Annotated in this window: 1 protein-coding gene; it reads left to right on the forward strand. The window is 62.0% G+C overall.

Features of this window, described 5'->3' with window-relative positions:
* Window positions 1-158: 158 nt before the first annotated feature.
* The gene (locus tag EEB12_RS27395; protein WP_141488862.1) at window positions 159-16352 is read left to right on the forward strand and encodes a non-ribosomal peptide synthetase; all 16194 of its coding nucleotides are present in this window, start codon (window positions 159-161) and stop codon (window positions 16350-16352) included.
* The last annotated feature ends 196 nt before the right edge of the window (window positions 16353-16548 follow it).

A 16548-nucleotide genomic window follows, 5' to 3' on the forward strand; every position in this document is an offset into this window, starting at 1 on the left:
CTGCGTCGACATGTCTAGCAGTGTTGGCCCAGTGGTGAAAACTTAGACGAGACAGTAGGGTTCGGTTCGGCCGTTCGTGGTGTTCGCTCCCATGGATTCACGTGATCAGCCATCGAATGTTCGTGAAAAACAAGGCTGGTGAAATGTGAGGTGACGGGTTGAGTGCTTTTCCGTTGTCTCGGGCTCAGCTCGCGCTGTGGTTTGCGCAGCAACTGAGTCCGTCAACTCCGTTCGTGGTGGCTCAGTACGTGGAGCTACGAGGGCCGGTTGACGTCGACGCTCTGATCGAGGCAACGAACACGGCATGTCATCAATTGGAGTCGCCGTTCGTTCGCCTCGTCGCCACTGATGCCGAGCCGGCGCAGATTGTCGATCACTCGATCGTCGACGGTCTCGCATACCTCGACTTACGCAGCGACGACGACCCGGTTCAGCGCGCGAACGAGTGGATGACTGCGGAATACTCACGGCCACTTGACGTGATGTCTGACCGCCTGATCTCGGCGACTTTGCTTCATCTGGCAGATGATCACTATTTCTGGTACTCGCACGCCCATCATCTCGTGCTCGACGGACATGCGGCGATGACACTCACCGCGCGGGTGGCCGAGCGCTATTCGCATCTGGTTCATGGCAAGACGCTGACTCCTTTCGGTGGTCTCGGGGTACGTGCACTGCATGACCTCGACGTCGACTACCGATCCTCGTCGCGGTATCGATCGGACAAGCAGTACTGGACGGAGATGTCCGAAGGCCTGCCCCGCCCGGTTCGCCTCGCCGACGGCGCCGGCCTGACGTCCATGCCGCAGCGCATGATGGTGCGGACACTGAATCCAACTCTTGCAAAACAGCTTTCGGATGTCGCGACCGAGTGGACTACGTCCGAGGTGGCGGTCCTCGTCGGTGCATTCGCGTCCTATCTCGGCCGCATGACTGATTCCGATGACGTAGTCCTCAGCTTGCCGGTGTCCGGCCGCACCACGGCGACGTCGAAACGTTCAGGTGGGATGCTGTCCAACATCGTGCCTGTTCGTGCGCAACTCGAACGGGATCTGTCGCCACAAGAACTGGTGCGTCAGATCTCGGTGCAGATGACCGGTGCACTACGCCACCAGCGATTCCGCTACGAGGACATGGGCTTCCAGGAGGGTCAGGGCGGATCCCGTGAGGCGGCGGGCCCGGCCGTGAACGTCATGATGTTTCACGAAGCCATTCGGCTCGGCGACGTCGTCGGCGAATTTCACGTCCTCACATCCGGACCCACCGAAGATCTGTTCTTCAGCATTTATCCGTCGATCGCGGGGGAGAACGTTCGCCTGTCCTTCGAAGCCAATCCACGCCTCTACAGCGAACGTGACCTGGCGATGCATCATCGTCAGTTCGTTCGGTTTCTCGAGGGATTCCTCGACTCGGCTACCCGTGCGCTCGGTGACCTCCGCATCCTCTCGACGGACGAAGCGAAGGATCTGGTCCCCGCGTTAGGTCCGCGGACGGACGGATTCGCGACGCTCGATTCGGTCGTCAGAGGCGGCGCAGGGCAGGGGAGCGCCGTCGCGATCCGCGAGCAAGGTGTGGACGTCACTTACGACCAGCTCGGCGCTCGCGCGGATGCACTGTGCGCCTTGCTCGTGGAGAACGGCGTCGAACGAGGTGACGTCGTCGGGATCCTCACCGAGCGCTCGACCGATTCCGTAGTTGCATTTCATGCAGTAGCGCGGGCTGGTGCTGCCCTTCTTTTCGTGGATCCTCAAACACCGTCCGAGCGTGTCGCTTTCATCCTCGACGACGCCGACGTGTCCGTTGTGGTCGGCGGCGAACTCGTGAACGTGCCGGCTTGGGTCTGCGTCGTCGACCCCAGGGAAGACGAGACCGTCGATGGGCCGATCGATCGAGGCGCGGGGACCGGTTCGTCTTCAGGCGACGTGTCCCTGGACGACACCGCCTACGTGGTCTACACGTCGGGGTCGACCGGACGGCCGAAGGGCGTCGCGGTCACGCACCGAGGTATCTCACCGTTGCTGCGTTCTCACGCCAGGCGACTGAACATCGATAGTTCCTCCCGCGTCGCGCTCCTGGCAGCTACCTCGTTCGACGTGGCGATCCTCGAGATTCTGCTTGCTCACGGCTGCGGCGCGACCGCCGTGATCGTTCCTCCCGGATTGATCGGCGGAGAGGACCTCGAAGACTATCTGCGGCTCGAGGGTGTCACGCACCTGATCTCGACACCGTCGGTTCCGCTGACGATGGATCCTCGGAAACTGCCGGATCTTCGAGTGTTGAACGTCGGCGGCGAGCGACCGCCGGTGGCGCTCGTGGATGTGTGGTCGAGTCATGTCGACATCGTTAATTCGTACGGACCCAGTGAAGCGACCGTCGCGGCATTCATGAGCGAGCCACTCGAGCCTGGCGGTGATACTCCGATCGGGCGTCCGATCGACGGCGTTGCCGCTGTGGTGTTGGATTCGTGGTTGCGTCCGACTCCGGTCGGCGCCGTGGGTGAGCTGTACGTGATGGGACCAGGACTGGCGCGCGGGTACCTTTCCCCGACGCTGACCTCGGAGCGTTTCGTAGCGGCGCCCTTTGGTGCCACTGGTGCTGGCGAGCGCATGTACCGCACCGGCGACGTCGTGCGATGGAACGATGCCGGTCAGCTCGAGTTCTTGGGCCGCTCTGATCAACAAGTCAAGATCCGTGGAGTACGCGTCGAACTGGGCGAGATCGAGGCTGTGCTCCTGTCGACTCCCGGTGTTGCGCAAGCAGCGGTGGTCGAGCGATCCGGGTCGCTTGCGGCGTACGTGACTGCGGCCGAAGGTGAGGACGGCACTGCTCATCTATTGAGTCAGAAGGCGGTCCGCGAACATCTGGCTTCACTACTTCCACGTTCCATGCTTCCGGGTTCGGTGACGATTCTGGCAGCGTTGCCCGTCACGAGCCATGGAAAGACGGACCGTTCAGCGCTTCCTGAACCGACATGGTCCGCGGTCGCCGAGCAGCACTCGACCGTGCACCGTCCGATCGAGTACGACGAGGAATTGATTGCCTCGGTGATGGCCGAGGTCCTGGGCGTCGGAGTTCTCGGACCGCACTCCGACTTGTTCGCCTGGGGCGGTAGTTCCCTCGACGCCGTGTATGTTGCAGCGCGCGTGAGTTCTGCACTCGGTAGACGAGTTGGTGTCAGGGACGTGTTCGGCGCCCCGACTCCGGCGCGTCTGGCCCAGAAGATTCGTGAGGACCGGGCGGAATGGGTGGTGGAGCCCGAGCGCATTTCGGACGAGGTCACCGTCGAAATCGCTCCGGCGCAACAACGTCTATGGCTGCTCAACCGTCGCGATCCCCAGTCGTCGGCGTACAACATCGCGTTCGAGGTCGCGTTCAGTGGTGCACTGGATACAGAGGCGATGAGGGCGGCGGTAGCCGACCTGACCGATCGCCATCTCGTCTTGCGTACCGTGTTCTCGTTCGAACAGAATCACGACACGTGGCCGATCCAAGTTGCGACCGCGACTCCGGTGACTCTGATCGAGGTTCCGTCCGAGGAATACGATACTGCGTCAGCGGAATTGGTTGCGGCAGGTTTCGACCTGGAGACCGATGCACCGCTTCGTTTGATCCTCACCTCCGGCAGCGATGCCGACCACCGCTTGACCGTGGTTGCGCATCACATAGCCTTGGACGGCCTTTCGTTCGCCACGATCGTTTCTGACCTGATCTCCGCGTACGACGCTCGCGCCGACGGGCGGTCGCCGATCTGGCCTTCGCCCGCGCTCGACTACCGTGACTATTCCGCTTGGCACAGAACCGTTCTCGGTGATCCTGCAGATCCACAGAGCTTGGCAGGTCGCCAGCTGGAATTCTGGTCCGACGCACTCGCCGGCGTTGATCCGACTCTTGCTCTTCCCGTGGACAGATCCCGCCGGCCGGACCAACCGTCGTCGGCTCGGGACGTGACTTTCGAATTGCCCTCGCCCGTCCACGCGGCGCTCAACGAGATCGCTCGAGCGCATCACTGCACAACCTTCATGGTGTTGCACGCCTGCCTTGCGATTGCGCTGAGCAAGATCACCGGTGCGTCCGATGTGGTCATCGGAACCCCGACGTCCGGCCGAACACACCCTTCGTTCGACGGCGCCGTCGGTATGTTCGTCGGGACCGTGGCGCTGCGAACGCTCCTTCGCGGCGGAGACACCTTCGGTGAGTTCTTGAGTCGGGTACGCGAGGCTGACGTGGCAGCTTTGTCCAATGCCGACGTCCCGTTCGACTGGGTGGTCGACCGCGCGGTCGGTGGGGCCGCAGGCGACAAGAATTCCTTCCTCAGAGTGGTTCTCGCGGTCGATCCGGTAGCACCGGATTCCGAGATCGCGGTGGGAACTTTGACGGCCCACGGCACTCCGCTACCTCCCGCGCACCCTCGCTTCGACCTCGAAGTGACTGTGCGCGAAGATCGTACGATTGACGGCGACGCGAGCGGTATTCGCGGCACTTTCCGATATGCCGCCGATCTGTTCGATGCGGGCACCGTGCAGAGCTGGGTCGAGCGACTGCGTCGAGTATGTGACTCGATTACCGAGAACTCGTCAATCATGCTGCGCGACATCGATGTTCTCAGCGTTGCGGAGCGCGAAGAATTGCTGGCTTGGGTGCCGGGGCCTTCGATTGTCGCGCAGTCGCTGCCCGACCTCTTCGGGGCCGTCGCAGCCCGGCATCCGAATGCAATCGCGGTGTCGAGTGGCGATACTCGCGTCACCTATGAAGAGGTGCGAGTTCGTTCGGAGGGCCTTGCCGCCGTATTGATCGATCGAGGAATTGGAGTCGGGGATCGCGTGGCGGTCGCCCTGCCTCGATCGGTCGACCTCGTCGTAGCCATCATCGCCGTCGTTCGCGCGGGCGCTGCGTACGTCCCGATCGACTTGCAGTATCCCGACGCTCGCATCCACTACGTACTTGCCGATGCAGGCCCGAAAGCGATTGTGTCGACGGACGAATCAGCTGGGCGGTTCGTTGGGTCCGAGCAAGCTGTCGTCCTCGTCAACGAGACGACTGAAGCGACGGCCGGTTGGCCTGTTCCACAGTCGGACGCCGCCGCCTACGTGATCTACACGTCCGGATCGACCGGAGCGCCCAAAGGTGTGGTGGTGACTCAGGACAACGTGTTGGCTCTGCTGGCCGCGACTCGCGAGATCTTCGACTTCGGCGACGAAGACGTGTGGTCGATGTTTCATTCGCACTCATTCGACTTCTCGGTCTGGGAGATGTGGGGTGCGTTGACCACTGGCGGATCCCTGGTGATCGTAGACGGTGACGTCGCGCGCTCTCCCGAAAGATTCGCGGATCTGATTGTGCGGGAGAAAGTCACCGTTCTGAATCAGACCCCGGCCGCCTTCTATGCGTTGGCGGAAGTTACGCCGGAAATGCTGCTTCCGCTCCGGACGATTGTTTTCGGCGGCGATCGCCTCGACGTCGGGCGCGTGCAGGGTTGGTTCGATCGGCACCCGGACGTGCGGGGTGTCAATATGTTCGGAATCACCGAAACCACGGTCCATGTAACCAATTTCGATCTCATCTCCGGTAACGAGACTGTCTCGCCGATCGGGTCCCCACTACCAGGGTTTCGCAGCTACGTGCTCGACGCGTCGTTGAAGCCCGTCCCGCCGGGATCTGTCGGCGAACTGTACGTTGCCGGTCCGCAGGTGGCCGAAGGCTACTTGGGTCAACCAGGGATGACGTCTTCCCGATTTGTGTCTGAACCCGGATTCGAAGGATCGCGGATGTACCGCAGCGGCGATCTGGTCCGTCGGCGAGCCGGTCGACTCGAATATGTTCGCCGCGCCGACGGTCAGATGGCCCTGCGCGGTTACCGCGTCGAACCGGGCGAGGTCGAATCCGCGCTGTTGGCTCACACGTCGGTGGAGCAGGCCACGGTGGTGGTGAGAGAACTCGACAGTGGGCCGACTTTGGTCGGTTACATCACCCCTGAGAACGGACACGACCTCGACGGTGTGTTGCGGACTGCTCGTTCGTTGTTGCCCGCACATATGGTCCCGTCGGCTTTGATGCCGCTTGCGTCATTGCCGGTCACGATCAACGGCAAGATCGACCGAGCATCACTGCCGGACCCGACTTCGCAAGTGCAGCCGTCTCGGCAGTCGCGAGACTTCTTCGCTCAGACAGTTGCAGCCATTCTGAGCGATTTGATGGAAGTTCCGCATATAGATCCGGTCCGGAATCTCTTCGATCAAGGGGCCAATTCCTTGATCGCCTCTCGTCTTTCGTCGCGCCTGAACTCCGCTTTGGGCTGCAACCTCGACGTCCGCGATGTGTTCGAGCACCCATTCGTCGATCAGCTCGCCGGCATCGCTGCCGCCCGAATCGGCACGGGGCAAGCGTCTCCGTTGTCTTTTGTACCTCGTCTGTCTTTGGTACCTCGCCCAGGCACTGCGGAGGTGCAGCTGTCGGCTTCCCAACACCGAATGTGGATTCTGAATCAGTTGGATACAGAGTCCTCCGGCTACAACATCCCGATCGTGTTACGCATGACGGGTGAATTGGACGTAGCTGCAGCCGAACTGGCAATTCGCGACCTGATCGATCGCCATCGCACTCTGCGGACCGTATACCCGGTTGTCGGCGAGTGTCCGGTTCAGACGGTGCTCGACGCCGAGGACGCGATGCCGCTGTTTCATCCCGAGGCACTCGCCGGCGACGACGCCGAGAATCGTGTTGCAGAACTGGTGAGTTCGGGCTTCGATGTCACCGTGGATCCGCCCGTACGTGCGGCACTTCTCCAGCTTTCGCCTGACGAGTACATCCTGGCTGTTGTTGTCCATCACATTGCAGGCGATGCTCGATCGCTCGAGTTGTTGGTACGTGACTTCACGGCGGCGTACATCGCTCGCTCGGCGCAGCAAGCTCCGAAGTGGTCGCCGCTCGCGCTCGAATACTCCGATTACAGCGCATGGCAACGGGAATCGGGGATTCCCGAGACGGTATCCAGCTACTGGAAGCAGGCTCTCGAAGGCCTTCCCGAGCAGGTGACGCTACCCCTGGACCGTCCGCGTTCGACGTCCGCCCGCGCGTCGAGTTGCCGGGTAGAGATCTCGGGTTCGGTACGGACGGGCCTTCAAGCACTCGCACGATCGAACAACGGAACCATGTTCATGGTTGTCCACGCTGCACTCGCGGCGCTGCTGGCGAGGTACAACGGCAGCAATGACGTAGCTGTCGGCACTGTTGTGTCCGGACGCGTCACACCTGAACTCGACGAGCTGGTCGGCATGTTTGCCGGCACGATTGTTCTTCGGACCGAAGTCGATCCGTCGAAGTCGTTCGGCCGGTTGGTCGAGCAGGTTCGTCAGCGAGACGTAGCGGCGTTCGCGCACGCAGAGATGCCCTTCGAATCGCTGGTTGATCTGATCGACCCACCGCGATCGCGTTCGCGACATCCGTTGTTCCAGGTGGCGCTCTCGTTCCAGACAACTCATTCCGCCGCGTGGTCCATACCGGGGTTGTCCGTCACTCAGATCTCGCCCGATGTCAGGCAAGCAAATTTCGATCTGCAGCTCAACGTCACAGACGAGGGGATCGGGGGCGGTCTCGGTCTCGAATTCGTTTATAACGCTGATCTATTCGATGATCTGACGGTATCGAGCTTTGCGGGTCGGTTCGAGCACCTCCTGAATCAAGTGTCTGTCGACCCCAATGTCGCGGTAGGGCGAATCGACCTGTTGACGAGTGCGGAGCGAGCTCTTCTCGTCCCCGCACACGGCGCGGTCGACCGGCCCGATGCATCTCGGTGTTCCGGTACGACGCTTGCCTCGATGCTGCGATACGGCGTCGAATTCGCTCCGGATGCCGTGGCGGTCGAAGCTGAGGGCAACACACTCACTTACCGAGACCTCGATGCGCAGTCGGACGTCGCAGCCGACGAGTTGCGCTCCGGGGGAGTCGGAGTGGACCACGTCGTTGCCTGGACTGCCGATCGGACCATAGCGTCGATCGTGCGATTGTGGGCGATCGCGAAGGTCGGTGCAGCTCCGGCATTGGTGGACCCGGAACAGCCGCAGGCGCGAGTACGCGATGTCCTCGAAGCACTGGGCGACGGCGCGGTCTGCGGCCTCGACGCCGGTGGTGGCCAGGACGCAGACTGGGTGCGACAGCATTCCGAGAACCTCGCGGCCTACGTAGTTTTCACGTCAGGAACGACTGGAACTCCGAAGGCCGTGGTGGTGACCAACGGCGGGCTCGGCGTGATCGCCGAAGACCTGCCCCGTCGATTCTCGGCTGGTCCGGGTTCGCGCGTATTCCATCGCGGAGCGCCAGGGTTCGACATGACGTTGCTCGAGGTGCTCATCGCGAGTGCGTCCGGGGCGACGCTCGTTCTGGCGAAGGACGACCAACTGTTCGGCTCGGGACTTGCATCAGCACTGAGGCGCGAGCGAATTACTCATCTGTGCGCCACACCTACTATCGTCGCCTCGATCGGCGATCCGTCGCTGCCGGACCTTGCAACGGTGATGTTCGGGGGCGAGCGACTCGGCGGTGCGTTGGCGAAGCGCTGGCAAGCCGGACGCAGAGTGATCAACGGATACGGACCTGCCGAGTCCGCGATGTATTCGCTTGCTACCGAACCACTGTCGATCGACCATCTGTCAGCTGACACTCACGACGGATCCGTCGGGTATCCACTGGCCGGGGTCGACGCCGTCGTGCTCGATGATCGACTCGAACCGGTGCCGCCGGGAGTCGCCGGTGAACTGTATCTCTCCGGTCGAATGCTTGCGCGCGGTTACGCCGGCCAACCGGCCCGAACCGCGGAACGATTCGTGGCAATCAGTTCAGGAGCCCGGATGTACCGGACCGGCGATCTGGTGATGTGGAAGCCGGAAAGCCCCAAATCTGAAGGCAATACGTATCGCCTGCATTATCTCGGGCGAACCGACGTGCAGGTGAAGGTCAACGGTGTCCGGATCGAACCGGGTGAGATCGAGGCAGTCATTCAGTCTGTCGCGAACGTCGATTTCTGCGTCGCCGGGGTTCGGTCGGCCCAGGGGGGAAGTCCTCTGTTGGTCGCCTACGTGCGAAGCTCGGATGCCGAAAGAGTTGACACGGGTCAACTTCGCGCCGCTGTCGCAGAAGTCCTTCCGACGTACATGGTTCCGCATGTCATCGTCGAAATCGAGGGTGAGTTTCCGATGCGGAACGGCAAGGTCGACTTCGCCCGTCTCCCCGCGCCGACACTGGATGTTTCCCGTGCACAGGGGCCGGCCACCGCCACAGAACGCCTTGTTGCCGAAGCTTTTACTTCGGTGCTCGGCGGGAATGAGGACGACTGCGACGCAGACTTCTTCTCCCTCGGCGGCAACTCGCTGTCGGCCGCGGAGGTTACCTCGCTCTTGAGTAGTTCCCTTGGGCTGGTTGTTCCGCTCCGGACCGTATTCGAGCATCCAACAGTTGCGGCGTTGGCGGCCCGGATCGATTCGCTCGAGCAGAGTGGCCCGGCGACCGATGTTGTCAGACTGGAACCGCGCCGCGACCCCACGCCCGCACCTCTGTCACGGAACCAGCGTGCGATGTGGGTACTGAACCAGCGGAACACGTCGAGCGGTGCGTACAACCTGCCGATCTGCATCGAGATCGACGGTGAACTCGACGTGCCCGCGCTGCGTCACGCAGCGACGGATCTTGTCGGCCGTCATGACGTCCTCAGAACCCGGTATCCGGGCACTCCACCGGTTCAGGTCGTGGATCCTCCGACCTCCCTGACAATGGAAACGCGACTGGTCGCCGACATCGAGGTCGAGGTGCTGCTGCGAGAGTTCGGCTCGCGCGGTTTCGATGTAGCGGCAGACCTACCGGTGCGCTGGATGCTGCTCCAGGTGTCACCGGTCAGGCACGTTCTGGCAGTGAGCTTTCATCACATCGCAGTCGACGGGGTGTCGATGCGAACAGTGGTCGGCGACCTGCTGACCGCTTACGGCAAGCGACGAGCTGGACTGGATCCGCAATGGTCTCCGCTGCCGATCCAGTACGGGGATTTTGCCGCGTGGGAGGCAGCACGTGACGTTTCCCCTGTCGTCGAGGAGTTCTGGCGCCGAACGCTCGACGGCGTGACATCTGTGTCGCCGCTGACGGTGGATCATTCTGATGGCGGGCCGGATTCCGTAGCGCAGCGAGTGAACTTCGTGATTCCAGCCGTCATCACCTCGGCACTGCAGGCGCGAGCCGATCGATCGAAGGTCTCGCTGTTTGCGGTGGTTCATGCGGCGTTGTCCGTGGTGCTTGCCAAGCTGAGTGGAAATCCCGATGTCGTGATCGCGACAGCTGTCGACGGACGGCGTACGCCTGAGCTCGACGGTGTGGTCGGCATGTTCGTGGATACGGTGCCTCTTCGCCTTCGGATCGACGGGGACGTGCCGATCGACCTTCTGTTGGGTGCAGCTTTCGATGCTGATGTGGCAGCATTCGAAAATAGCTCTGTTCCTGCCGAATTGGTTGGTGAGCTGCTCGGCGGACGAACTCCCCAGATTGCGCTGGGTCTGCAGAACTTCGCGATCCCTGCCGTGGAGGTGGCCGGTCTCACGATTGAGGCTCGCGAAATCGAGACCGCGACAACGAAGTTCCCCATGCACGTCTCGCTCGCACCCGCTGTCGACGGATCGTTGACCGGAGCGCTCATCTATGCCGCGAGCGCGTTCGATCCTTCGAGCGCCGATGCGGTTGCTCGACAACTGTCGAGAGTGCTCACCTCGATGGCCGAGGATGTGCCAGTACTCGTTTCGGATCTCGCGGTGGGCGCGGCGCCCAGTTGGACTGCTGTCGAGGTCGATTCGTCCCGGACACTGACCCAGATCTTCGCCGCCACAGCGGCGCAATTCCCTGACAACATTGCTCTCGACGACGGACAGCGCACGGTGACGTATGCCGAACTCGACTCTGCCTCGGATGCCCAAGCCTGGGAACTGGTGGCTCGGGGCGCAGGACCGGGTGCCGTGTACGAGATTCCGGCGGTACGGACTATCGCGTACCTGGTCCGAATGTTGGCGATCTCGAAAACGGGTGCGGCATTCGTGCCGATCGACCCCGACCTGCCGCCGGCACGGCTGAAGCAACTGCGCACAGTGCTCTCCGACCGCAGCCCCGTTCCCGGTCGGCAGTATCCGGATTCAGTCGCGTACGTCGTTCACACGTCCGGGTCGACTGGTGAACCGAAAGGCGTTGCAGTCACCCACCGAGGACTGGGCCTTCTTACCGACGACGCAATCCGGAAGTACGGCGTGACTTCGGACTCGGTTGTGCTGCACGGTTACAAACCGACGTTCGATGCGGCGATTCTCGAGATGATGTTGGCGATCGGCGCCGGGGCTACCTTGGCGGTCGCTCCTCGGGAGGCTTTCGGCGGAAGGGCACTCGAAGAATTTGTCGCAGAACGCGGCGTCACTCACATGTTGTCCACTCCGGCCGTACTCGACACCATGGCTCCGGAGCGGTTCGACTCGTTGGAGGTGGTTGCAGTCGGTGGCGATGTGCTCTCACCTTCCACCGCGCGTGCGTGGAGTCGTCGCGCGCGAATGCTCAATGCGTACGGACCGACGGAATGCACGGTGGTCACGACCGTCGCCGAGGTGGATCATCGGGTCACCATCGGAGTTCCGCTCGCCGGAATCGGTGCAGAGGTACTGGATACGCGACTGCGTCCGGTGCCGTGGGCCGGGATCGGTGAGCTGTACGTCAGCGGGTCCGGGCTTGCGATGGGCTATGCCGGAGATCCCGCCGGCACCGCCAGCTCGTTTGTCGCAGCACCAGGTGGACGCCGCCGCTATCGGACCGGTGATCTGGTTCACCGCCGCACCGATGACACGCTCGGATTCGTCGGACGCTCCGACCGTCAGATGAGCGTGCGAGGAATCCGCGTCGAGCCCGCCGAAATCGAATCAGCTCTGCGGCGGTGCACGGGCGTCGAGGCTGCGGCGGTTGTCCTCGTCGACGAGATCGCCGTTGCGTGCGCGGTTGGCGATGGTGTGGAGGCGGATCAGCTGACAATCGAGTTGGCCGCGATGTTGCCTGCGTATCTGATGCCCGGCCGCGTGGTCGTGTTGGAGTCGATCCCGCTGACGACGAACGGAAAACTGGACGCAGATGCGTTGCGGCGTCATGTGTTCGAGAGCCAGGCGCCCGATGCAGCAGTGACGGTTTCGGAGGAACTCGTCACCGCTGTGATGTCGGAACACGTGTCCGGAAGTTTCGGCGCTCTGCACAACCTGTTCGAATCAGGTGGTGATTCGTTGGCCGCGGCAGCGGTGGCAGGTCGACTCGCCTCGATCTTCGCGCGGGATGTGCCTGTTCGCGCCGTCTTCGACAATCCGTCGCCGCGAGCGATGTCTCAGTGGCTGTCGGCGAGCGCGTCCGATGGCAAACGCCGCGAACTGACTCGACGTGATCCCGGCATGCCGGCCCCGCTGGCGCCCTCGCAACAACGACTTTGGCTGATCAATCAGCTTCAGCCGGAATCGACTGCGTACAACCTGACGTTTGCAGCGGTCCTGGCAGACGACATCGATCGTTCGGTTTTGAGCAGCGCCCTCGGTGACGTCGTCGATCACCATGCCGTGTTGCGAACTGTGTTTGTTCCGGGTGAACTCGGTCCACAACAGGTTGAAATAGACTCTGTTGCAGTCGATCTCACCGCTGAGTGCGTCGACGATATCCGTGCGAGCGCTTCGGCCTTCGCGACTGTGCCGTTCGATCTCGAACGAGATGTTCCGTTCCGTGTGCGTGTGTTCAGCGAAAATGCAGGAGCCGATTCTGCAGGATTGACTGTCCTGGTACTGGTTGTTCACCACATCGCAATCGACGGTGCGTCGATGGGCCCGATCCTTGCCGATTTCGCGGCAGCCTTCGAGGCGAGGGTGCTCGGAAGGGAATGGGATCGCTCCGCCGGCGGGATCAGCTACGGCGACTACAGTCTCTGGGCGAGAGAGAGCTTGGGCGATCCGGAGGATCTTCTGAGCGTGGCGCATCGGCAACTCGACTACTGGTCGAACGCACTTGGTGGCGTCGAGGATGTGTTGGCTCTACCCGTCGACAACCCCCGGAGTCCGGTGTCTTCACGATCCGACGAGATGGTGACGGAAGTCCTCGATGGTGCCACCTATGACGCGTTGTCGGCGTTGGCTCGTTCGCATGGCGTCACGGTATTCATGGTTGTCCACAGCGTGATTGCCGTGCTGCTCGCTCGCGAGTGCGTCACGGACGACGTCGTGGTGGGAGCAGCTGTGAGTCTGCGGAACGATCCGGCGCTGCTGAGCGTGGCCGGCATGATGGTGGGTACTGTCGCATTGCGCACGAGGATCAACTCCTCCGACCGCTTCGCTGCTGTCCTGGACGAGGTTCGCCGTGTCGATCTGGAAGCAATGGCGAACGCGGACGTCTCGTTCGACGATGTAGTTGCGAAGGTCGATCCGCCGCGCAGGATGAACGAGCATCCCCTGTTCACGGTCATGCTGGCATATCGGCGAGCGCTCGACGTGCCGCAGATCGACGGCATCACCGTCTTCGACATCGACAAGGCAGGGTCGTCGACCGGTTACGACTTGACGTGGGACCTGGTCGACACCGGTGACAGTCTGACGATTCGATTGCTGTATGCCACAGACAGATTCCGCGCGTCGACGGCGGAACTGTTCATGCAGCGGGTGACACGTATCGCCGAAGCAGTGACAGGTGAACCCGAGATCGTGGTCGGGGAGATCGAATTGCTGTCCGGTCTCGAACGCTCGGCGCTGACGGCTGCGAATCCTCGACACGTCGAACCGCTGACGATTGCGGACATTTTCGAACGCGCGCTGCGGCAGGCACCCGACGACATCGCGCTGGAATTGAACGGCAGGCGCTGGACCTATCGCGACCTGCACGAGGAGTCGTCGCACTGGACTCGCGAGTTGGTGGTCCGAGGAATCGGACCCGATGACGTGGTGGCCGTTGCGCTCGGTCGCGGGCATCTGTGGATCGTTGCGCTGTGGGCGGTAGCGCGGGCAGGCGCAGCGTGGCTGTCGCTCGATCCGGCGCTGCCGACAGCGCGCCGACAGACGATGGTCGAGGAGTGCGGTTCGGTTGTCGGTTTGACAGCGCGAGGTGCATCCGAGAGTTTGCCTGACTCCGTCGAGTGGGTGGCGATGGATGAATCCTGCACTGCTGGTGGGGCTGTCGAGGTATCGGCAACGCCGGCTCATCCCGACAACCTCGCCTACGTCATCTACACGTCGGGTTCCACGGGAAGACCCAAGGGTGTCGAGGTTTCACACCGCGGCATCATGAACGTCTACACCGCGCACGCCGAGATCGCCGAGCTCGATCGTGGCCCCCGAGTCCTGCAATTGGCGTCGTCGACCTTCGACGCGTCGGTGATCGAGATTCTTCTGGCGGCGGCAGGGTGTGGAACGTTGATTCTGGCTCCTGACTTCGTCTACGGGGGAGAGGAACTCACGAATCTGCTGATCGCTGCCGACGTCACACATCTGATCGTGACGCCAACGGTCCTGGCCACAGTCGATCCGGATGCAGTGCAACCGTTGATCGTCGAATCGATGGGGGAGCCGCTCTCTGCCCGCCTTGCGTCGGCGTGGTCACCCCGACATCGCATCGTCAACGGATACGGACCGACCGAATCAACGATCGCGGCATCGATTTCCGCGCGGATCACTGACGGGGACGTCACCGTCGGCACCCCGGTACCTGGCACGACGGCGTTTGTTCTCGATCAGAGGCTCCGACCGGTTCCGGATGGCGTTGCGGGAGAACTATTCCTCGCCGGCGAGAATGTGGCACGGGGGTACGTCGCCTCTCCGGGTCTGACTTCCGAGCGTTTTGTCGCCAATCCTTATGCGGTGGGGACTCGGATGTATCGCACGGGTGACCTCGTGCGTCGTAGGCGTCACGACCGAGCGCTCGAGTACCTGGGGCGCAACGACGCACAGGTGAAGGTGCGGGGTGTCCGCGTGGAACCGGCGGAGGTCGACGTGGCTCTGTCAAGCCATGGAGCAGTGATCTTCTCGGTTACCGTCGTCTCTGACGACGGGCACGGATCCGCTGAACTCCGGTCGTACGTAACGCTGGCGGAAAACGGTTCGGTGACGGAATCGGAGCTTCGCGGGTTTGTCTCCGGCCTGCTGCCGAAGCACCTGCTGCCTTCTTCGGTGACGGTGATGGGAGTGGTCCCGTTGCTCGCTTCGGGGAAGATAGACGTAGCGGCACTTCCTGCTCCTTCGCCGCAGGTAGGGTCGAGTGTGGATCGACCCGTCTCGGATACCGAACGTCAAGTGGCACAGGCATTCGAGGGCGTGACCGGCGCGAAATCGGTGGGCCGCTACGACGACTTCTTCGAGCTCGGCGGGACATCCATGGGTGCAGTTCGAGTGGCTTCGCGCTTGCGTGAGACCCTGAACAGGGATTTCCCGGTTCAATGGATTTTCACCGATCGAACTGTGGCGGAGCTTGCCTCTCGGATGGATCTCGTTCATGCCGACGTCGTGGAGGGTGATTCGTTCCATTCGGATCCGCTGGACACGATCGTCATGTTGGGCGGCAATCCTGATGACCTAAGGCCGCCGTTGTTCTGTGTGCATCCGGTCAGCGGAATTGCCTGGTGCTACGTCGGACTCGTCGGTCAGCTCGAAGGTCGACGGGTATACGGCATCCAGGCAACGGGTGCAGGTGAGCTACCCGGCACGGTGGCGGAGTTGGCGTCGGGGTATGTCGATGCCGTACGGAATGTGCAGCCGTCGGGTGAATACCATCTACTGGGTTGGTCTGCCGGTGGAACGATCGCGCTCGAGATGGCGAGCCAACTCGAAGAGACGGGCGATCTGGTCGGTTCGGTTGTCATGCTCGACGCGCTGTTGCCGGAGATGATGCCATCGGTACAAGCGGCTCCGAAACCTTCCGAACTGTTTGCACAGATCGGACTAGCTGAGGTTGAAACTGAAACTGCAGCAATGACTTTCGTAGACGTTGCGGCAGAGATCCGAAGGCAGACCGGTATGGATTTCCTTTCCGATACGGTTCTCGAATCCGTAGTGGGGCGGGTGGAAAAACTGTCGCGAATCGTTCGGGACCACACGCCGCGGCGCTATTTCGGCTCAGTGGAATTGTTTGTGGCGCAGCATGATCTGCCTGAACATCGTCACCTGGTCGAAAAATGGTCCCAACTGGTGGGGCCACTGCGGCCGTACCTGGTCGACTGCTCTCACGCGGAAATGTCGAGCATGGAGGCTTTGGCGAGTGTTGCGAAAGTCCTCGTCGACAATCCTGAAGGCGTCGAATCCGAAGCGGGGGAGAGCAATCATGCTGGGGTGCAGTAGATCTGCGGTGCCGGGACTTTGGTCCGGAGTTGTCACACTCGGGGTCCCCATGCTTCCGTTCCACAAGTAGAACCCGTAGCATTTTCCTTGTGGCAGTAAGCCATTCAGAAACTATCTCCGGAGGATCGTATGTTGGGTTCCCTTTTTTCCATCAGCTCTGAAATCGGTGTCCCGTCCGTTGATGCGCTCTTCGAGG

The sequence above is a fragment of the Rhodococcus sp. WS1 genome, assembly GCF_003797745.1.
Classification (GTDB): Bacteria; Actinomycetota; Actinomycetes; order Mycobacteriales; family Mycobacteriaceae; genus Rhodococcus_F; species Rhodococcus_F erythropolis.